This window comes from Thauera sp. 63, assembly GCF_000310165.2.
In the GTDB taxonomy this organism is placed as follows: Bacteria; Pseudomonadota; Gammaproteobacteria; order Burkholderiales; family Rhodocyclaceae; genus Thauera; species Thauera humireducens.
Genome location: NZ_AMXC01000004.1, coordinates 197,707 through 215,222, shown reverse-complemented (window position 1 = coordinate 215,222; position 17,516 = coordinate 197,707). Strand labels below are relative to the sequence as shown.

At 64.8% G+C, this 17,516-nt stretch carries 21 protein-coding genes; 20 read left to right on the top strand and 1 reads right to left on the bottom strand.

Annotated elements, in window-relative coordinates:
- The first annotated feature begins 44 nt into the window (after nucleotides 1-44).
- The 11 genes from C664_RS06075 (at nucleotide 45) to C664_RS06025 (ending at nucleotide 8,211) form a co-directional block, all read left to right on the top strand.
- The gene (locus tag C664_RS06075) at nucleotides 45-1,163 is read left to right on the top strand and encodes an ABC transporter permease (RefSeq protein ID WP_443080597.1); all 1,119 of its coding nucleotides are present in this window, start codon (nucleotides 45-47) and stop codon (nucleotides 1,161-1,163) included.
- Nucleotides 1,164-1,167: 4 nt separating this feature from the next.
- Nucleotides 1,168-2,286, top strand: a complete 1,119-nt coding sequence (locus C664_RS06070; protein WP_004255143.1) for an ABC transporter permease — start codon at nucleotides 1,168-1,170, stop codon at nucleotides 2,284-2,286.
- Nucleotides 2,283-3,821, top strand: coding sequence for an efflux transporter outer membrane subunit (locus C664_RS06065; protein WP_004255142.1), 1,539 nt, complete (start codon nucleotides 2,283-2,285; stop codon nucleotides 3,819-3,821). Before C664_RS06070 ends, C664_RS06065 begins: the two co-directional genes overlap by 4 nt.
- Nucleotides 3,822-3,841: 20 nt before the next feature.
- Nucleotides 3,842-4,051 carry a YgaP family membrane protein gene (locus C664_RS06060; RefSeq protein WP_004255140.1) on the top strand — a complete coding sequence of 70 codons (210 nt, stop codon included), beginning with the start codon at nucleotides 3,842-3,844 and terminating at the stop codon, nucleotides 4,049-4,051.
- Between the two features lie 7 nt (nucleotides 4,052-4,058).
- A complete protein-coding gene (locus tag C664_RS06055) occupies nucleotides 4,059-4,574 on the top strand; it encodes an ATP-binding cassette domain-containing protein (RefSeq protein ID WP_004255139.1) in 516 nt (171 codons plus the stop codon).
- 25 nt (nucleotides 4,575-4,599) lie between these two features.
- Complete coding sequence (locus C664_RS06050) at nucleotides 4,600-5,184, top strand: hypothetical protein (protein ID WP_004255136.1); 585 nt, start codon at nucleotides 4,600-4,602, stop codon at nucleotides 5,182-5,184.
- 78 nt (nucleotides 5,185-5,262) lie between these two features.
- On the top strand, nucleotides 5,263-5,652 hold the full coding sequence (locus C664_RS06045; protein ID WP_231570663.1) for a hypothetical protein: 390 nt from the start codon (nucleotides 5,263-5,265) through the stop codon (nucleotides 5,650-5,652).
- On the top strand, nucleotides 5,649-6,056 hold the full coding sequence (locus C664_RS06040) for a hypothetical protein (protein WP_004255133.1): 408 nt from the start codon (nucleotides 5,649-5,651) through the stop codon (nucleotides 6,054-6,056). Before C664_RS06045 ends, C664_RS06040 begins: the two co-directional genes overlap by 4 nt.
- Nucleotides 6,053-6,496, top strand: coding sequence for an LOG family protein (locus C664_RS06035; protein ID WP_004255131.1), 444 nt, complete (start codon nucleotides 6,053-6,055; stop codon nucleotides 6,494-6,496). The genes C664_RS06040 and C664_RS06035 overlap by 4 nt, the downstream gene beginning before the upstream one ends.
- Complete coding sequence (locus C664_RS06030; RefSeq protein WP_004255129.1) at nucleotides 6,493-7,689, top strand: lipid A deacylase LpxR family protein; 1,197 nt, start codon at nucleotides 6,493-6,495, stop codon at nucleotides 7,687-7,689. The genes C664_RS06035 and C664_RS06030 overlap by 4 nt, the downstream gene beginning before the upstream one ends.
- 60 nt (nucleotides 7,690-7,749) lie before the next feature.
- Nucleotides 7,750-8,211 carry a cytochrome c gene (locus C664_RS06025; RefSeq protein ID WP_023443928.1) on the top strand — a complete coding sequence of 154 codons (462 nt, stop codon included), beginning with the start codon at nucleotides 7,750-7,752 and terminating at the stop codon, nucleotides 8,209-8,211.
- A gap of 111 nt (nucleotides 8,212-8,322) precedes the next feature.
- On the opposite strand, the gene C664_RS21245 is transcribed toward C664_RS06025, so the two are convergent.
- Nucleotides 8,323-8,511, bottom strand: coding sequence for a LysR substrate-binding domain-containing protein (locus tag C664_RS21245; RefSeq protein ID WP_443080596.1), 189 nt, complete (start codon nucleotides 8,509-8,511; stop codon nucleotides 8,323-8,325).
- Nucleotides 8,512-9,224: 713 nt separating this feature from the next.
- Here C664_RS21245 and C664_RS06010 point away from each other — a divergent pair.
- From C664_RS06010 to C664_RS05970, 9 genes are all read left to right on the top strand, one after another.
- Nucleotides 9,225-10,136: a LysR family transcriptional regulator gene (locus C664_RS06010; protein ID WP_038011046.1), complete on the top strand. Its 912-nt coding sequence runs from the start codon at nucleotides 9,225-9,227 to the stop codon at nucleotides 10,134-10,136.
- Nucleotides 10,137-10,690: 554 nt separating this feature from the next.
- Entirely contained in the window at nucleotides 10,691-11,446 is a 756-nt protein-coding gene (locus C664_RS06005; protein WP_004255103.1) for a hypothetical protein, read from the top strand.
- 124 nt (nucleotides 11,447-11,570) lie between these two features.
- Nucleotides 11,571-11,789: an AlpA family transcriptional regulator gene (locus C664_RS06000; RefSeq protein ID WP_004255100.1), complete on the top strand. Its 219-nt coding sequence runs from the start codon at nucleotides 11,571-11,573 to the stop codon at nucleotides 11,787-11,789.
- Between the two features lie 40 nt (nucleotides 11,790-11,829).
- Nucleotides 11,830-12,696, top strand: a complete 867-nt coding sequence (locus C664_RS05995; RefSeq protein ID WP_004255095.1) for a ParA family protein — start codon at nucleotides 11,830-11,832, stop codon at nucleotides 12,694-12,696.
- Nucleotides 12,680-12,916, top strand: a complete 237-nt coding sequence (locus tag C664_RS05990; RefSeq protein WP_004255092.1) for a hypothetical protein — start codon at nucleotides 12,680-12,682, stop codon at nucleotides 12,914-12,916. Before C664_RS05995 ends, C664_RS05990 begins: the two co-directional genes overlap by 17 nt.
- Nucleotides 12,909-14,567: a ParB family protein gene (locus C664_RS05985; RefSeq protein WP_004255089.1), complete on the top strand. Its 1,659-nt coding sequence runs from the start codon at nucleotides 12,909-12,911 to the stop codon at nucleotides 14,565-14,567. Before C664_RS05990 ends, C664_RS05985 begins: the two co-directional genes overlap by 8 nt.
- Before the next feature lie 17 nt (nucleotides 14,568-14,584).
- Nucleotides 14,585-15,145 (top strand): DUF2857 domain-containing protein, encoded by a 561-nt coding sequence (locus C664_RS05980; RefSeq protein WP_004255086.1) that lies wholly within the window; start codon nucleotides 14,585-14,587, stop codon nucleotides 15,143-15,145.
- A gap of 2 nt (nucleotides 15,146-15,147) precedes the next feature.
- On the top strand, nucleotides 15,148-16,341 hold the full coding sequence (locus tag C664_RS05975) for an STY4528 family pathogenicity island replication protein (protein WP_004255084.1): 1,194 nt from the start codon (nucleotides 15,148-15,150) through the stop codon (nucleotides 16,339-16,341).
- Between the two features lie 238 nt (nucleotides 16,342-16,579).
- A complete protein-coding gene (locus C664_RS05970; RefSeq protein WP_004255081.1) occupies nucleotides 16,580-17,332 on the top strand; it encodes an OST-HTH/LOTUS domain-containing protein in 753 nt (250 codons plus the stop codon).
- Nucleotides 17,333-17,516: the final 184 nt, after the last annotated feature.

The window sequence follows — 17,516 nt, the reverse complement described above, 5'->3', positions numbered from 1 at the left end:
GCGCCACAATGCACAAAGACGGAAGTGACTCCCTGCAGACCGACTTGCGCCATTTTGATCTACGGCGCTTGATCGCCCTGGTGACCAAGGAAAGCTACCAGGCGCTGCGCGACCCCTCGACGCTGCTGATCGCGTTCGTGCTCCCGGTGGTGTTGCTGCTGCTGTTCGCCTATGCGGTGTCGCTGGATGCGAAGGATGTCCGTGTCGGCGTGGTCCTGGAGTCGCCCGGCGCATCGGCACAGTCGCTGGCCGCAGCGTTTTCGGGCACTCGCTTCCTGAATACGCACTTCGCCCATGACCGGCGCGAAGTAGCCGACCAACTGGTCTCAGGCGACCTGCGCGGCTACGTGGTGATCCCGCAGGATTTCGAGCAGCGTCTGGCCCTCCGTGGCAGCGAGCCGCTGGTGCAGATCGTCACCGATGGCTCCTACCCCAATACCGCCAACTACGTCGAGAACTACGCCCGTGGCGTGGTCCAGTCCTGGCGTGCCGGACTGGACGTCGGAGCACCGGCGCAGTCCATCATGCTGGAGCCGCGCTACTGGTTCAACCCCGAACTGGAAAGCCGACGCGCACTGATTCCCGGCGCCATCGCCATCGTCATGACCATCATCGGCACCATGCTGACTGCACTGGTGGTGGCGCGTGAATGGGAGCGCGGCACCATGGAGGCAGTGCTGTCCACGCCGGCCTCGGTGGCCGAAATCCTGATCGGCAAGCTGCTGCCGTACTTCGCGCTCGGCATGCTGTCCACGCTGGGCGCATCGGCGCTGGCGGTGTTCGTGTTCGGCGTCCCGATGCGCGGCTCCTTGCTGTCCCTGTTGCTCTTGTCGGCGGTGTTCATGGTGCCGGCGCTGGGTCAGGGTCTGCTGATCTCGTCGCTGGCACGCAACCAGTTCCTGGCCGCGCAGATCGCGCTGTTCACGGGCTTCCTGCCGGCCTTCATGTTGTCGGGCTTTCTGTACGAGATCGACGCCATGCCGGCACCGATCCGCGCCATCACCTTGGTGGTTCCGGCGCGCTACTTCGTCGATTCGCTGAAGACGGTGTTCCTGGCCGGCGACATCTGGGCCGTGTTCCTGCCCAACCTGGCGGCCATGGCGGCGATCGGGGTGCTGTTCTTCGTGATCGCCAAGCGCGCCACGCGCAAGAACTTGGAGTGACGCGATGTTGACTTCCGCATTCTCGTTCACCCGCCTGCGCGCCCAGTTCATCAAGGAAGTGCTCAGCGTCCTGCGCGATCCGCGCAGCCGCATGGTGGTGTTCGTGCCGCCGATCCTGCAGTTGCTAGTGTTCGCCTTTGCCGCGACGCTGGAAGTGCGCAACGTCGATATCGCCGTCTACGATCAGGATGCGGGGCGGTGGTCGCACGAGTTGGTACAGCGACTGGACAGCGCCCGCTTCATCACCCACGTCCGGCATGTCGACAGCCAGCAGCAGCTCCACGAGCTGATCGACCGTGGCGAGGTGATCGCCGCGCTCGCCATCCCGGTGGATTTCTCGCGCTCCATCGCTGCCGGCGAAAGTGGCCGCGCGCAGGTACTGGTCGATGGCCGGCGCAGCAACTCCGGGCAGATCACCGTGGCCTATCTGTCCACCATCGCCGCCGATGTCGGCGCCGAGGTCGTGCCCGACGCTCAGGCACCAACGCCCGTGGTCGTGCGCCACTGGTTCAACCCGAATCTGGTCTACCGCTGGTTCATCGTGCCCGGGCTGACGGGCATCCTGGCGCTGTTCAGCTCGCTCTTGATCACCTCGTTGTCGATCGCGCGCGAGCGCGAGCTGGGCACCTTCGACCAGTTGCTGGTGTCGCCCACCTCGACGCCCGAGATCATCATCTCCAAGTCGCTGCCGGCACTCGCAATTGGCACCGGGCTGGGCCTGTTCATGATCAGCGCGGGCGTCTTCCTGTTCGGCATCCCATTTACGGGCTCGTTTGCACTCCTGCTTGCCAGCCTGGTGCTGTTCATCGCCTCGGTGGTCGGCATCGGTCTGATGATTTCCGCGGTCAGCATGACGCAGCAGCAGGCCATCCTGGGGGCGTTCGCCGTCGGCGTGCCGGCGGTGCTGATGTCAGGCTTTGCGACGCCTGTGGAAAACATGCCCGTCGTTCTGCAATGGCTGGCTCAGGCCATTCCGCTGACCCATTTCCTCATCATCGTCGAAGGCAGCTTTCTCAAGGCCATGCCGCCCGGTGACATTCTCGCCAGCCTGTGGCCGCTGGCGATCATCGCCCTCGCCACGCTGACGATGGCCACCGTATTCGTCCGAGGACGCCTGCAATGAAATCCAAGACCCGCACTCCCTTTCTTCGCGCAACCGTCACCGGCCTGACCCCTGGGCGCGTGCGTCCGGTCGCGCTGGCCCTGTCGTGCGTGCTGCTGACTGCCTGCGCAACCGTGGGCCCCGACTACCGCGAGCCGCCGCCGGTCGACGTCGGCAGCGGCTGGACCTTGCCGTTGGCAAGTGAATCCCAGTCCGCAGACTTGAGCCAATGGTGGTCTGCACTGGACGATCCAGTCCTCGATCGCCTGATGGCCACAGCGCTGGCACAGAACCTGGATCTGCGCCAGGCTGCGGCACGCATCGATGAGGCACGCGCCCTGCGCGAACGTGTGGCCGGCGAGGCACTGCCCACCGCCGCCGCAGGCGCGAGCGTCAACCGGCGCCGTCAAAGCGAGAACGGCCCCTTGCCCGTAGGCTCCATCCCCGGTCTTGACGCCACGCAGACCATCTACGACGCGGGCTTCGACGCGGCCTGGGAGGCCGACTTGTTCGGGGCCAAGCGGCGCGCCCTGGAAGGCGCCAGCGCCCGCCTGCAGGCGACCGAAGCCGAGGCACAGGGCGTACGCATGCGTATCGTGGCCGAGGTCGCGCGCACCTGGTTCACCGCCGTCGGCGCCCGCTACGAGTTGCACGCACAACGCGCCACGCTGGATACGCTGCAGCAGACCTTTGAATTGGTGCGCCTGCGGCACGCGCTGGGCGACGCGTCGGCCGCCGACGTGGAGGCGGCGTACGCCCAATGGACAGCAGTCAACGCGCTCATCCCGGATATCCAGGCGCGCCAGCGCACCGCGGTGCTCAGCCTGGGCGTGCTGCTGGGCGCACCGCCGGAGCGGGAGCTGGCACTGCTTGATGGCCCCTTGACGCCGAGCACGCTGCGGGCACTGCCGGTGGGCGAGCGCGCAGATATGCTGCGCCGACGTCCTGACGTGCTGGCTGCGGAACGTCGCCTCGCAGCGAGTTCTGCCGACATCGGCGTGGCCACGGCCGAGTTGTTCCCCAAACTCTCCATCGGTGTCGGCGGCGGGTTTCAGGCGCTCAGTACGGGCGATTGGTTCGATGCATCCAGCTCGCGTTTTTCCATCCTGCCGCTGATTTCCTGGCGCCTGTTCGACGGTGGCCGTGTGCGAGCCGAAATTCGGGCACGCGAGGCGGCCGAGCGGCAGGCCGCGCTGGCCTATGAGCAGGCCGTGCTGACGGCGCTGGGCGACGCCGAGCGCGCGCTGGGCGACTACCACGGCGGGCTGGACACACTGGAACGCCGCGGCATGGCACTGGATGCCGCGCGCACAACCTACGGCCACACCAGGACGCGCTACGCGGCGGGCGACATCGCGCTGGTCGAACTGCTGGCTGCCCAGCGCAGCCTGCATGAGGCCGAAACCGCAGCCGCGCGGGCACATACCAACGCCGCCGTGCAATTGGTGGCGCTGTACAAGGCCCTTGGCGGTGGCTGGGACGTATCCACGACGGCATCGACCGCAACCCATCCGCTGCGGGGCGCTGCCGCCCCCGTCGCGTTTTCAAGCCGCTGACTCAACACAAGGAGACCGTCATGCAAATCAACGTTGGACGGCTCGACCGCATTGTGCGCGTCGTCATCGGACTGGTTCTCCTCAGTCTCCCATTGTGGCTGGACTCATCCTGGCGTTGGCTGGGACTCATTGGATTCATGCCTCTCATCACAGGGCTGGCTGGCCGCTGCCCAGGCTACCGCCTGTTCGGCCTGAGCACCTGCCCGATGCAAGAGAAGAAGCCGGAGTGAACATCCCATGAAGCTGAGTTTTCTGGGTGCGGCACGCGAAGTCACGGGCTCGTGTTTTCTGGTGGAAGCTGCCAACGCCCGCCTCCTGGTGGAATGCGGCATGGTGCAAGGCGGGCGAGAGGCACCGACGCGTAACCGCAAGCCATTCGAGTTCGATCCGGCATCCGTCGCGAATGGGGAGTCGCGCGCGAAGGCGCTGGAACTGCTTACGGCGCTCGATGTGCAACACCGGGCTCGCGCCATGCCCTCGCAACTCTCCGGTGGCGAGCAGCAACGGGTCGCCATCGCATGCGGATTGGTCAATCGCCCGCCGGTGATCCTGGCCGATGAGCGCACCGCGCCTCTCGACAGCGAGCGCGCCATGGCTGTGATCCGCATCCTCAATGACATGGCCCGGAAGTTCGAGACCGCCATCATCGTCGTCACCCATGACGAAAAGATCATCCCCACATTCAAGCGCATCTACCACATCCGCGATGGCGTGACCCATGGAGACGCCGGTGAAGGGCGGGGGTTTGAATGACCTTGCAAATAAGGGAGGAGGCACCATGACGGACGACAGCATGAATCGTTTCGAGCAGGAGCATCTCAAGCGGTGGTGGGAAACCACGCGCCACTACCTGTTCGCGGATATGAAAAGTCTGCTTGGAACCGCCGCCGCGGCCGAGGATCGATGGTCGCCTCCGCAGACGGACAGCCGCGGTGGCCGAAAAAGGTTTATTGCCAGAGTGAGAGGCCGGCTCTTGCGCTCAGTCAAGAGCGAGAGGAAAGACGACCCGCTGCGGGAACTGGAGAGCGTATTCCAGCAGCAGATCGCGTTCATCGCCAGGCACCCCGGCGTTCCCCGGCGACTGTTGTCGTGGTTGGCACAGGATGGCGACCCCAGCCTTCAGCGGCGCATCCGGATGCTCATCGCTAACTACGCCACCCGCCTAGCCCGAATCATCGCCCGCGCCAAACAGCAGGGCCTGGTCAGGGCCGACGTGCAACCAAGTGCTGAGGCAATTTCGCTTGTCAGTGTCATCCAGGAACTGGTGCTCCGGACCCCTACCGCGCCGCAGTGGAGGGGGTGGTTCTTGCGGGAGGCCGTCGAGGCCTTCGCCCTATACCGGGCGGGACTGGCTGTCTCTTAGGGGCTGAAGGCAAAAGCGAGTCATGGAGTAATGACTATGCGAGGACCCATGCAGCAGCGCGGATTTCTCATCCGGGCCATGTCCCTGATCGCGGTCGGGTTCGGTCTGCTGACCATCAAGGAAGGCGGCGCGATCCTGTTCGGTGGAGAAGCGGCGCAAGCCTCTGCCGGGAACTTCGTGCCGTTCGTGCTCTGGTTCAACTTTCTGGCCGGCTTCGCCTACGTCATCGCTGGCGCTGGACTGTGGCTGCGGCATCGCTGGGCGGTGTGGCTGGCCGTCGTCATCGCCGCAGCGACTGCATTTGCCCTTGCGGCATTCGGCGCGCACGGCTATGCCGGCGGGGCCTATGAAATGCGCACGGTCATCGCGATGAGCTTCCGAACGCTGGTGTGGGTGGCGATCGCAGCCATTTCCTGGCACGGCCTGTCGCGCGGGCAACCCGCCATATCGGCGAGAGATATGAAATGAACCTGAAGAAGCATCTCGCCACCGTGCTGTGGCTCGGTTTGGCATTGGTCGCCAGCGCCATGGCCGCGCCGCCTTCCCCAGCGCAAGATCATGACGGCGGTGTCGTCATGAGCTTCGTCACGGGGGAGGCACAGGAGGATGGAAATGTATCCGCGGCTCCGGCGATCAGTGACGCGGAATCGCAATGCGGGTCGGCTGGTGCGGCTCACTGGGCGCTGTATCAGCGTCTTAGAGATCGGAGTGTGCCTGCATCGCCGCCCAAGCCGGATTTTTCCGGCGCCGGGCTCCTCAACACCAAGGCTAGCGACGATCCGCAGGAAAAGGCCAAGGAGGTCGCGCAGGCATCAATACAGGCCAGGGGCGGAGGGCGCGGGATGGGCGACGGCCCCGTAGGAAAACCGTGAAGAGCCAAGCAGCCAACCACGGTGCTTTCGAGGTTGGCGCACGTTCGATTGGCCTCAACATCACGCTGCCCCACGAACAGGCACCCAACCCCTACATGTGCCCGGATTTGGCGTTCCGATGCCACTGTTTTGCGCTGCGCAAGATGCACTTCTTGTCGCACGCCAAGGGCTTGGTGGCCTTCCCCGGTGGCTATGGAACGCTCGATGAGCTGTTCGAGGTGCTCGCCTTGATCCAGACCGGAAAGATGCAGCGTATTCCGGTGGTGCTGGTCGGCCGTGCATTTTGGCGTCGCGTAGTTGATTTCGACCTTCTGCTCGACGAAGGCTATGTCTCTCCATCCGATCTCGACTTGTTCACCTGCGTAGACGAAGCAGAGGAAATCGTCAGTGCCCTCGAACGCTTTTACGTCACCAGCGCAGCAGGCGATGGGGCAACATGATTGGCATCGACGGGTATCGCTGGAGCCTGCGCTACACCAAGGTGCAGGCGATGCAGTGCGTCACCTTGTTGATTACGGGTGCATTGTTCAGCCCGATTTCCGCTTTCGGTTCCGAAGTCTCGCTCTCTACAAATACTTCCTCCTGCTCGCCAGAGCAATCCCTGCGCTGGCGGGGCGGCACCCTGCGTCTGGAGAACGACTTGTTCACCGGCTCCGATCGCAACTACACCAACGGTGTCGCGCTAACAGCAGTCTCACGCGATCTGCAAGGCGGGCTCCGTCCGGAGTGCCTGCCCCAGCCGATCGGTTTGTACGCTCGCTTCATCGGCTGGGCCGATCCCGGCTTCTGGGACGATGCCGGCGCCCACTCGTCATCGCAAAACCTCGTTGTGCGCTTTGGCCAAGCCATGTACACGCCCGAGAACAAGACGCGCACCGATGTGATTCCAGATGACCGACCGTACGCTGGTTTGCTCTACCTGGGTTTGGCTTGGAATCGCCGCATCCATCCGCAAGCCGCCAGTTACGAAATGCTTGACGTGCGTGAGCTGACCCTGGGCGTGATCGGCCCCTGGTCGCTGGCCGAGCAATCTCAGGATCTGGTGCATCGGGCACGCGGCATTGAGCGATTTCGCGGCTGGGACAACCAGTTGCGCAACGAGCCGGCGTTTCAGATGGCCATGGAGCGCAAGTTCAAGCCGTACACGGAGGGTGCGGTCCGCCCTGGATGGGGCAGCGACGTGATCGGCAGCTATGCCCTGCGGGTCGGAAACATCGAAACCGCCGCCAGTACCGGCGTGGAGTTTCGCGCGGGCTGGAACATACCGAACGACTTCGGCAGCTATCCGATCCGCCCTGGCGCAGAGAACCGCCCGCCCTCTGGTGTTGCCGATCTGCGCACGACAACGCCGCAGTCGGTCCTGGCGCCCAAACCTGGGGCACATGTCTTCCTGAATCTGGAGGGTAAAGCCGTCGCCTGGGACTTCTCACTCGACGGAAACATGTTCCGGCATAGCCATCACGTCAGCCGGCGGCCTTGGATCGCGCAAGCAGCTCTCGGCATCAGCAGCCAATGGATCGTTGCTGGACGTGGCGTACGGCTCGCCGTGATGCGCGTTTGGAGAACCCGCGAGTTCGACCAGCAGGCGGGCCATCACGCATTCGGATCGATCGCGCTGAGTCTGGAATTTTGAGGACACCTGCAACCAATCGTTAGACCCAAAGCATTCGTCACAACATCAATGGAGAAATTCGTGAACCAGCCCTTGAAACCCAGATCGTTTTTCACCGTCCCGCTGTCCGTGCTCTTGGCAACCTTCGCCACGGCACTCGGTGCGCAGTCCGTAGAGGCGGCAAAGCCAATGGCGCTTCGTACCATAATGGAAAGACTCGGTCGCGACATGCAAGCCGTCACGGGCGCGATCTCCAAAGAAGACTGGCCGCTGGTCGCCGAGCTAGCACCACGAATCGCCAAGCATGCCGAGCCGCCCATGTCGGAAAAGATGCGCATCCTTGCTTGGCTTGGGGCAGACGCTGGAAAGTTTCGGGGTCTTGATGGACAGGTCCATGACGCCGCGACCGCCATGGGCGAGGCTGCACAGCGGAATGACGGCCAAGCAGTCATCGCGGCTTTCTCCAAGACCCAGCAAAGCTGCCTAGCCTGCCACCAGAGTTACCGTCGCTCGTTCGTGGAAAAGTTCTATGGAAGCCGCTAGCAAGGGATGGCTACACCTGTTGACGGAAGACTAGCTTCTGTCCAATCAATATACCTCGACGCGTTTCAGGTTCCCAGGAAGCCACCCGTGCAGCGATCACGGGTTCCTGCTTTACCCGCGGCAGCACTCGTTGGATCTGACGTTCATGACTCCCGTATGCATGTGGGTCACCAGCACCAGCGGATAACGCAGCACCTCGTCCAGTGAGATACGTTTGTGCTTGAGCAGCGGATGCCATGCCGGCGCCGCGACCATGAGGGGGGCGCTCCAAAGCGCCTTAGCCACGATGTCGTCACCCACTTCACCAGACTGGGCCCTAGGTCATACAGATCGCCATGCAGCCCCTTGATTTGCTGCGACAGTGACACCTCGAACAGGCGCAACTCGACGTCGGGCTCCTCCTGCCAGCTTAACGCCAGCAAGGTCGGCAAGCGCGACGGGGTGATGCCATCGGACAGCGTAATGCGTTGCTGACCGTGAAAGCCGTTGGCCGCTCCCCTCACGCTGTCGCGGGCTTGCTGCAAGACAGTGAAGAGGCGCGGCACATGTTACAGGAATTGCTTGTCCGCCCGCGTCAGCCGCTTGCTGCGACTGCTCCGGCCGCAGTGCTTCAGCAGCGCGTTTACAGGTGGCGATCTCGAATTCGCCGAACATGCCCATCGACAGTTCATCCGGCGCGATGCCCGCTGGCGCGAACTTCAGACGCTGCGCCGCCGCCCGTGTCGACAGACCAAATCGCTCGCCCTCGGGGAGTGACGTAAGACGCCGCGACTGTCTTCCTCGGGTCGCTGCGGCCACAGAAGACTAGCCGAGGCGCGCTGGCGCGAGTGCTCTAGCTAGCCATCCGCCATGACCGCCGCCCGCGTTCAAGCAGCGTTGCAATAACTCCGGACACCATTGCCCGCGTGCTGTGAGCCGGCGACGACAGCCGCTGCAAGACATGCCGGCCTCTTCTCCGCACGCATGCGGCTCCCTACGATCATAAGGACTGGTCACGTCACGAGGGACTGCGCATGAACTTACGTCATCTTCGCTGTTTCATTGCTGTAGCCGAGGAACTGCACTTCGGTCGAGCCGCTAGGCGGCTGCATATAGAACAATCTCCCCTATCACGCACGATCCGCAAGTTGGAGACAACTCTAGGCGTGACGTTGCTCAGTCGCACGCCGCGGGGCGCAACCCTGACTTGGGCAGGGCGAGTCTTCCTCGACGACGCCCGCCGCATCATGTTGAGCGTTGAGCAGGCAGTGGCCAGCGCGAAGGCTGCTGCCTCCGGTTCTCAGGGCATTTTGCGAATCGCGCTGTCGAGAGACATAGGACGGGTGAGGCTATCAGCACTGCTTGCACTGTGCCGCGAAGAGTCGCCGCAGGTAAACATCCGGCTCTCCGAAGTACCGCTGACCGAACTCGTGCAGGGGCTGAACGCAAATCTGTTCGACGCCGGCTTTGCAATGGTCAATGAAGTGGAGGACGGGATCATTGCTGAGCCGCTGTGGGCCGACCCCTTGGTAGTGATCCTGCCCGCACGGCACCCGCTTGTAGCCTTCAAGGAAGTGCCGTTGCAGGAAGTGGTGAGCTATCCGCTGGTACTTTGTGATCCACGGGCATGCCAAGGTTGCGGTCGGCAGAGCGAACGACTGTTCCGCTCTGTCGATGTCCAACCGATCGTGGCTGAGTATGCCGCTTCTCACGGGCTGATGCTGACGTTGGTGGCCGCAGGGTACGGGCTAAGTTTTTCCACTGCCGCGCACTTGGCAACTTGCCAGCCGGCGGATGTTGTTGTCCGCCCGTTGGCCGGTCAGAGCGCATCGATAACCACCTATCTGTTACGAACCGAGGGTGGCATGACGGAGCCGTTGAAGCGGTTCATCGAACGCGCCGAACGTGTATGTCATCAGGACGCAAGCACATCACGCGCGATTTGACGCAGATCTATCGAAAGGTGCGCGGCTAGTTTTCTCGGATTGCGCGATTCATCTTTGGTCTTGCGGCTGACCCGATCTGCATGGCTCATGCGCTGTACTGATTCCAGTTTCGACGCAATTGCTGCGCCCTTCCGTACTCCGGCACTCGCCTGCGGGCTCGCCGCCGCGGTCATTTCACTGACGCGGAACGCATGAGCTTTTGCTGGTTGCAAACCGGCTCATCCTGTTGACGCATTGGCACTTTACGCCGTTGGAATTCCTACGGAAAACTTTGGCCAGGTTTCGGGTAAAGCGCGGCACCCATGCTTGACTCCAGGGGAGCGCGACCACCAAGCCGCGTGCCGATCCAAAGGCAAAGCGCCCGCATCATGGTTGAGGAGTTTCAAGCGTAGCAAGATGTAGTTCGCCCTTAGCCGGCCGTCAGCGCCGATGCAACGCTTCCTTCCACGATCCCGGCCGGTCCTGCGCTTCATCCGGATTTCTGGGCAATCGCCTCGCCCACTTGGGCGGTGCGCGTCTGCCAGAGTTCGATCCGACGATGGGACGCACGCGACATGGGGAAATCGAGTTGCCTTGCCTTTGGCGCCAGGATCTACTACCGCCCGATCGAGGCGGCCGTCCGTTGGGCGGGACTGTTGCGCTTTGAGCCGCGGATTCTGGAAACGCTCGGGCCACGTGCCATGCCTGAGCCGAACGACTTTCCGCGCTGGCCCTTGCTGCGCCTTTTCTCCGAGCGCATCTTCGACGCATTGGCACACGATGAGCTTTCTTACGGCAAGGCAGGCATGGCGCAGGAACCTCAGCGCCCCGCACTCGACGATCCTGCGTTGATCGTGCGCCACGTCGACCTGAAGGCGTGGATGTCGCATTACTACCCCGGTGAGCGGCCTCCATTCCTGTTCGACGGCATCGAGCGCGAACTGCATCCTTCGGTGAGCGTCGCCATGCTGAACGTGTTGCTAGCCGATCGCGAGGCCGCCAAGCTGCAGCTTGCCGAACTCGCACAACTACATGCGGCGCTGAAGGCACAGCACGAAGCGTTGGCGAAGGAGCATGCCAGTAGCATTCGTGAGGGCGATGCGAGTGAACCGGGCCTGCGCAGCGAATCGACTTACCTGAACATCATTGGCGGCCTGCTGACATTGCTGTTGGGCAAGTCCCCCGCGGGCTCTGCCTACTCGTCCTTCCGCAACATGGATGCGGTGATCAGTGCGCTACTGGCCCACCATGAAGGGCGGCCCGGCATCAGCGAGCGAACGCTGTGGAGCAAGCTGGCACAGGCGCGTCGCCACCTGGAGGCATCGCGCTGAGCCTGTAACAGCAGACTGCAATTGCAGTTGCGTGTTCTGCAGTTGCAGTGAATCTCGCAGCAGCAGCATATGGAATGCGAGGCACTTTCTGAACAACGCCATCGAGCGTCAAGGAGTGCCTCTCATGTCTTCGCAGACCATCGCGCCGGCCTTGCCGCCCGAGCACCGCATCCTGCGCCGCGCCGAGGTCGAAGCCAAGACCGGCTTCAAGCGCGCGCACATCTACAGCCTCATGAAGGAAGGCAAGTTCCCCAAGGCGCTGCGCCTGGGCGTGCGCGCGGTGGGCTGGGACTCGGTGGAGATCGAACAGTGGATCGCCGATCGCCTCAAAGAACGCGCCTGACGCTTCTTCTCGGTTCATGCCATTCGACGAGGAGAAGCCCATGCAGGTGGTGTCCATCATTTCGACCAAGGGCGGCGTGGGCAAGACCACGACGGCCGCCAACCTGGGCGGCTTCATCGCCGATGCCGGGCTGCGCGTGCTGCTGTTGGACCTGGACGTGCAGCCCACGCTGTCGAGCTACTTCACGCTGGACGTTCGCGCGCCCGGCGGCATCTACCAGATGCTGGCCTTCAACGAGCGGCGCATCGAGCAACTGGTGTCGCGCACCGCGATCGCGGGCCTGGACCTGGTGCTCTCCAACGACGACCGCGGCGAACTGAACACGCTGCTGCTGCACGCTCCGGATGGGCGCCTGCGACTGCGCCATCTGCTTCCCGTCTTCCGCACGCACTACGACTTGCTGCTGATCGACACCCAGGGCGCGCGCAGCGTGCTGCTGGAGATGGCGGTGCTGGCGTCCGACCTGGCGCTGTCGCCGGTGACGCCGGAAATCCTCGCGGCGCGCGAGCTGCGGCGCGGCACGCTGCAACTGATCGATGACATCGCGCCGTATCGGCACCTAGGCATCGAGCCGCCACCGCTGCGCCTGCTCATCAACCGTGTGCATCCGGTGTCGTCGAACGCGCGGCTGGTCCAGCAGGCGCTGCGACAGGTGTTCCAGGAACAGGCCGGCGTGCAGGTGCTGGGCACCGACGTGCCGGCCATCGAAGCCTATCCGCGCGCTGCGACACGAGAATTGCCGGTGCACCGGGTGGAGTACCGGCAGCCGGCTGGGCGCACGGCGCCCGCGGCGCTGGAGACCATGCGCACGCTGGCCGGCGAGCTGTTCCCCGCGTGGCGGGAGCGCTTCGCGCTGGTCACCGGCCGGGCCGATGCGGGAGGGGCCGGCCATGGCGAGCGCGCATGAACTGGCGCGCGGCCGCGAACGGCTGCGCGCGCTGATCGAGTTCGCGCTGGGCGAAGGCTGGCGCGTGGTGCGCACGTCCGGCGAGCACCTGAAATTCACGAAGCAAGGCTGCGCGTCGATCTACACCAGCTCGACGGCGAGCGACCACCGTGCTGACCGCAATGCCCGCGCGCAACTTCGCCGCGCCGACCGGCAGGCGCAGGAGAACGGCCGTGGCTGAGCTGACGCCGCAGGACATGGCTGCCAAGCTGCTGGCCACCGGCTTCGAGCGCAGCGGCCCTTCGGCCGCGACCTTGAGCGACCCCATCGCCGACACGCCGATGGTGGTGACGCTGGACCAGTTGCGGCCCTACGACCACGACCCGCGCGTGACGCGCAACCCGGCCTATGCGGAGATCAAGGCGTCCATCCGCGAACGTGGGCTGGACGCGCCCCCCGCGATCACACGCAGGCCGGGCGAGGCGCACTACATCATTCGCAACGGCGGCAACACGCGGCTGGCGATCCTGCGCGAGTTGTGGAGCGAGACCAAGGAGGAGCGCTTTTTCCGCATTGCGTGCCTGTTCCGCCCGTGGCCGGCGCGCGGCGAAATCGTGGCGCTGACCGGGCATCTGGCCGAGAACGAGCTGCGCGGCGGGCTGACCTTCATCGAGCGGGCGTTGGGCATCGAGAAGGCGCGCGAGTTCTACGAGCAGGAAAGCGGCCAGGCGCTGTCGCAGAGCGAACTCGCGCGGCGACTGACTGCCGACGGCTATCCGGTGCCGCAGTCACACATCAGCCGCATGAACGATGCGGTGCGCTATCTACTGCCGGCGATCCCGACGCTGTTGTACGGCGGATTGGGCCGGCATCAGGTGGACCGGCTCGCGGTGCTGCGCAAGGCGTGCGAGCGCACCTGGGAGCGGCGTGCGCTGGGCCGCACCGTGACTGTGGACTTCGCCACCTTGTTTCAGGACGTGCTGACGCAGTTCGACACACAGCCGGACGACTTCTCGCCGCAGCGGGTGCAGGACGAGCTGGTCGGCCAGATGGCCGAGCTGCTGGAGGCGGACTACGACACGCTGGCGCTGGAGATCAACGACAGCGAAAGCCGCCAGCGTGCGCTGACCAGCGAACCGGCGGCACCGACGCCACCGGCAGCGCCTGTCGTGCCTGCTGGTCCTCCCCCGCCGGTCTCCGCGCCTCGGCAGCCACCCGCCTCGTCTGTGCCGCGCGACACCACGCCGGTCGCGCCTTCGGCGCCAGCAGCGACACCGCTTGCATCGCCCGAAGCGCCGGAGGACCAGCACGGGCAACGCGACGAGCGCCTGCAAGGGCACATCGTGACACCGGCACCGACCACCGAGCGCCTGCAGTCCATCCAGCGGATGGTCGCGGACCAGCTCGGCGACAAGCTGCCCGACTTCGAGGCCGATGCGCTGCGTGCGATCCCCGTGCAGGTCGGCGGGCTCTATCCCATCTCGGACGTCTGGTACGTCGAGCCGGGGCTGGACGTGCCGGATCGCCTGCGCGTGCACATCGCGCAGTTCGCGCGCGAGATCGGCGAGGAAGCGGCGGTCGCCGACCACATTGAGGCCAGCGTCGGCGGCATCGGCTTCGTCTGCGCGGCCCCGGTTGTGGGCCAGGCGAAGGCGCTGCCGGCGTTCGCGCGGGCGGTGCTGACCCTGCTGCATGTGCTGAGTGCGGCTCCGCCCTCCGCGAACGGATTGGACCGCGCGCGGCTGGCCGACGAGCTGGCGGCGCTGCTGCATGGCCACGGCGGCTCGGCCACACGCCTGAGCGATGCTGCGCTGGTGAAGCTGTTCCGTCTGCTGCGCCTGGCGCGCCGGCTGCTGGATCTGGAAGTCGGCGTAGCGAGCCAGGATTCCTGAGCGCAGGAGGCTCCCGTATGTCGGCACCGCACCCGCTCAACCAGGCCGTGATCGCCCAGGCCCTGCATGACCTGCGCAACGGCCAGTTGCGCCGCTGCAAGGCCATGGGCTTCGGCGAGGAGGAGCTGGATGCGCTGAAACACCCCGAGCTCGTGAGCATGCTGGTGAATGCCACGGTGTCGTGGTGTTCGGTGTCGGTGAACCGGGAGGTATTGAAGCGGCTTCTGAGCCAGGTGCACGACGTGGAGCGGGAGATCGCCACGGTGGACCGCATGCTGCGCCTGGGGGCGAGCACGGAGATGGTCAGCAAGTTCTACGGCCTCACGCATCAGGAAGTGGCGCTGCGCCGTGACATCCTCGGGCTGCCCAAGCGCAAGGGCCGGCATCCGGTGCTTGATGAGGCGCAGGACGTGGCCTTGTGGGAGCGCTGGAAGGCCGGCGTCGCCGAGCGCCATATCGCCCTGACCGACGACATGGCGATGCTGGCGCTGACCATGGACCTGGCCGAGGCCATGACCCTGCCCATGTCGGTGATCTGGTCGGCGATACGGAACTGGATCGACCAGGGGCTGGTGTAGCCATGACCACGGGCAGCGCATCACGGCGCGATGGCCCGGTTGCGCTGTCGGCGTTGTTCGACGAGGCGCTGCGGCACCTTGAGCCGAAGGAACCGGCGCAGGGCACGGCGCCGGCCGCCGACGGTTTCCTCTACAGCGGCAACCGCCATGAGAGCGTGCCGCGCAGGCTGTTCCTCGACCGGCGCCTGACGCCGCTGGAGCGCAACGCCTGGCAGGTGTTCCGCCTGCAGCTCAACGACGACGGCGTGACCGCCTTTCCCACCTACGACCAGCTCCGCCCCTATCTGGCGTCCATGCCCTGTGCGGCGCAAGCCTCGCACGAGACCGTGGCGCGCGCCTTGACGCTGCTGCGGCTGACGCGCTGGCTCAGCCTGGCGCGGCGGCGGCGCGACCCGAAGACCGGCCGCATCCAAGGCAACCTCTACGTGCTGCACGACGAACCGCTGTCGCCCTTCGAGGCGATGCAGCTCGATGCCGACTACCTCGGCCTGGTCAGCCAGGCGCTGACCCATGCCGCCAAGGCGGTACAGATCGTGGGCATGAACACGCTCAAGGAGATTGCCGAAGACCCGCTGCTCAGCGGCCGCACATTGCCGACCCGCTTGCAGGTGCTGGCGCAGCGCATGGCGCTGCATGGCTGGACGACGCCAGGTTATCCACAGGAGGGTGCGGACCACGAATCCGAAGAAGGCCAGGAAGCCCTTCTTCGGAATGCTGCGCGCCCGTCTTCGGAATCCGAAGCAGGACCGAAACCCGCGCCGGACGGCTCTCTTCGGATTCCGAAGGAGGACCGTACAGTACGTAATGATCGTATAAATGAAGTACGTACAGTACCGCGCGCGAGGGCCTTGCAGAACCTGCGGCTACCCGAGCGTTTCCTGCGCTTGAAGGACGAGCAGCAGGCCGGCGCGCTGGTGGCGCTGCAGCAGGTGGACGAGGCGCAGAGGCAGGCCGTTCTCGACGAGTGGGCGGCACGCTGCCACAACAGCGCGGTACGCAACCCGGCCGGCTACCTGTTTGGCATCATCCAGAAGGCGATCCGCGGGGAGTTCAAGGCCTGGGCCGGAGAAAGTGCATCGGCACCGCCAGCGCCCCCGTCACCTGCGCCCTCGTCACCGCCGGCATCCCGTGCGGCTGACCCCGAGGTCGCACGAGCCTACCTGGCTCAGCTCCGAGAAGCCTTGCGTGATCGCTGATGTTGACTATCCCCAGGGGATAGCTGGAACAGACATCTTTCCGCCGCGCTCGATTGTCGCCCGCCGAATGACAGGCGAAACTGTCGCCTGTGAATCAGACGAGGACAGCCACGCACGAGCCCGGCCGACGATGGACATGACGACTTCCCCCGCCACAAACGCACTTCAACCACTACAGCAAGACGTTCAGCGCTTGCTGGGCAGATGCCTGTTGCGCCTTCAACAATACGAGCGCCTCATGAAAGCCATCGTGGCCCACCACGAGATTTCAGGCCCGGCGCATTCGCTGGAGGCCATTCGCGCAGCGCGGATTGAAGATGCCGCGACCAAGACCCTGGGCACGTTGGTCGGACAACTGTTTGGTTCGTATGTCGTCACCGATGGAAATGGCGGCGAGGAACGCGACGACGATCTTCCCGGCGACGTGATTTCCTTTCGCACGCGCGTGCAACTGAGCCTGTCTGCGCAGGACTACGCCAACACCCAGGCCGACCTCAAAGACCTGGTATCGCTGCGCAACACTCTGGTGCACCACTTCATCGATCAGCACGATCTATGGACCGTGGACGGGTGCCGCGTTGCACAGGACGAACTCGGTTCCGCCTACACGCGCATCGATCAACACTTCGAGCAGCTGCGCGGCTGGGCCGAGCACATGGATCAGGCGCGGCGCCTGGCAGCGGAGTTCGTCCAGTCGGATGTGTTCCACGACCTGGTGGTCAATGGCATCGCGCCGGACGGCACGGTGGACTGGCCGGCCGCCGGCATCGTCCGCGCGCTGCGCGAGGCCGCCGCGCAGTTGGCCGTCGAGGGCTGGACACCCATCGCCGCCGCTGGCCGCTGGATCGCGGACCGGCATCCCGAGCAGCTTCCAGCCAAGTACGGCTGCAGCAGTTGGCGGCAGGTGGTGCATGAGTGCCGCCTGTTCGAGCTTCGCTACCGTGAGGTGGAGAGGCAACGGGCCGCCTGGTACAGACCTCGCGAAGCATAGCCCCGCAACGCGGTCTCACCTCCGCGCGAGCCGCGAACACATCCGCCGAGCTATCCCCAGGGGATAGCCGGCACACACAGCCTTCCGCGCGGAACAAACCGGGCGCGCATGGGCTGCGGTTTGTTGACTGACAGCCTTCCGGCCGATGCCGATGCTGGCGACTCGCCAATTCACCGCGAGTCGC

Excerpts from the sequence above, each read along its gene's own strand:
- C664_RS05995 (WP_004255095.1), top strand. The coding sequence starts at position 11,830 with ATGCAGGTGGTGTCCATCATTTCGACCAAGGGCGGCGTGGGCAAGACC.
- C664_RS05980 (WP_004255086.1), top strand. The coding sequence starts at position 14,585 with ATGTCGGCACCGCACCCGCTCAACCAGGCCGTGATCGCCCAGGCCCTG.
- C664_RS06050 (WP_004255136.1), top strand. The coding sequence starts at position 4,600 with ATGACGGACGACAGCATGAATCGTTTCGAGCAGGAGCATCTCAAGCGG.
- C664_RS05990 (WP_004255092.1), top strand. The coding sequence starts at position 12,680 with ATGGCGAGCGCGCATGAACTGGCGCGCGGCCGCGAACGGCTGCGCGCG.
- C664_RS06030 (WP_004255129.1), top strand. The coding sequence starts at position 6,493 with ATGATTGGCATCGACGGGTATCGCTGGAGCCTGCGCTACACCAAGGTG.
- C664_RS06045 (WP_231570663.1), top strand. The coding sequence starts at position 5,263 with ATGTCCCTGATCGCGGTCGGGTTCGGTCTGCTGACCATCAAGGAAGGC.
- C664_RS06010 (WP_038011046.1), top strand. The coding sequence starts at position 9,225 with ATGAACTTACGTCATCTTCGCTGTTTCATTGCTGTAGCCGAGGAACTG.
- C664_RS06065 (WP_004255142.1), top strand. The coding sequence starts at position 2,283 with ATGAAATCCAAGACCCGCACTCCCTTTCTTCGCGCAACCGTCACCGGC.
- C664_RS05975 (WP_004255084.1), top strand. The coding sequence starts at position 15,148 with ATGACCACGGGCAGCGCATCACGGCGCGATGGCCCGGTTGCGCTGTCG.
- C664_RS06060 (WP_004255140.1), top strand. The coding sequence starts at position 3,842 with ATGCAAATCAACGTTGGACGGCTCGACCGCATTGTGCGCGTCGTCATC.
- C664_RS06070 (WP_004255143.1), top strand. The coding sequence starts at position 1,168 with ATGTTGACTTCCGCATTCTCGTTCACCCGCCTGCGCGCCCAGTTCATC.
- C664_RS05970 (WP_004255081.1), top strand. The coding sequence starts at position 16,580 with ATGAAAGCCATCGTGGCCCACCACGAGATTTCAGGCCCGGCGCATTCG.
- C664_RS06040 (WP_004255133.1), top strand. The coding sequence starts at position 5,649 with ATGAACCTGAAGAAGCATCTCGCCACCGTGCTGTGGCTCGGTTTGGCA.
- C664_RS06055 (WP_004255139.1), top strand. The coding sequence starts at position 4,059 with ATGAAGCTGAGTTTTCTGGGTGCGGCACGCGAAGTCACGGGCTCGTGT.
- C664_RS06000 (WP_004255100.1), top strand. The coding sequence starts at position 11,571 with ATGTCTTCGCAGACCATCGCGCCGGCCTTGCCGCCCGAGCACCGCATC.
- C664_RS06005 (WP_004255103.1), top strand. The coding sequence starts at position 10,691 with ATGGGGAAATCGAGTTGCCTTGCCTTTGGCGCCAGGATCTACTACCGC.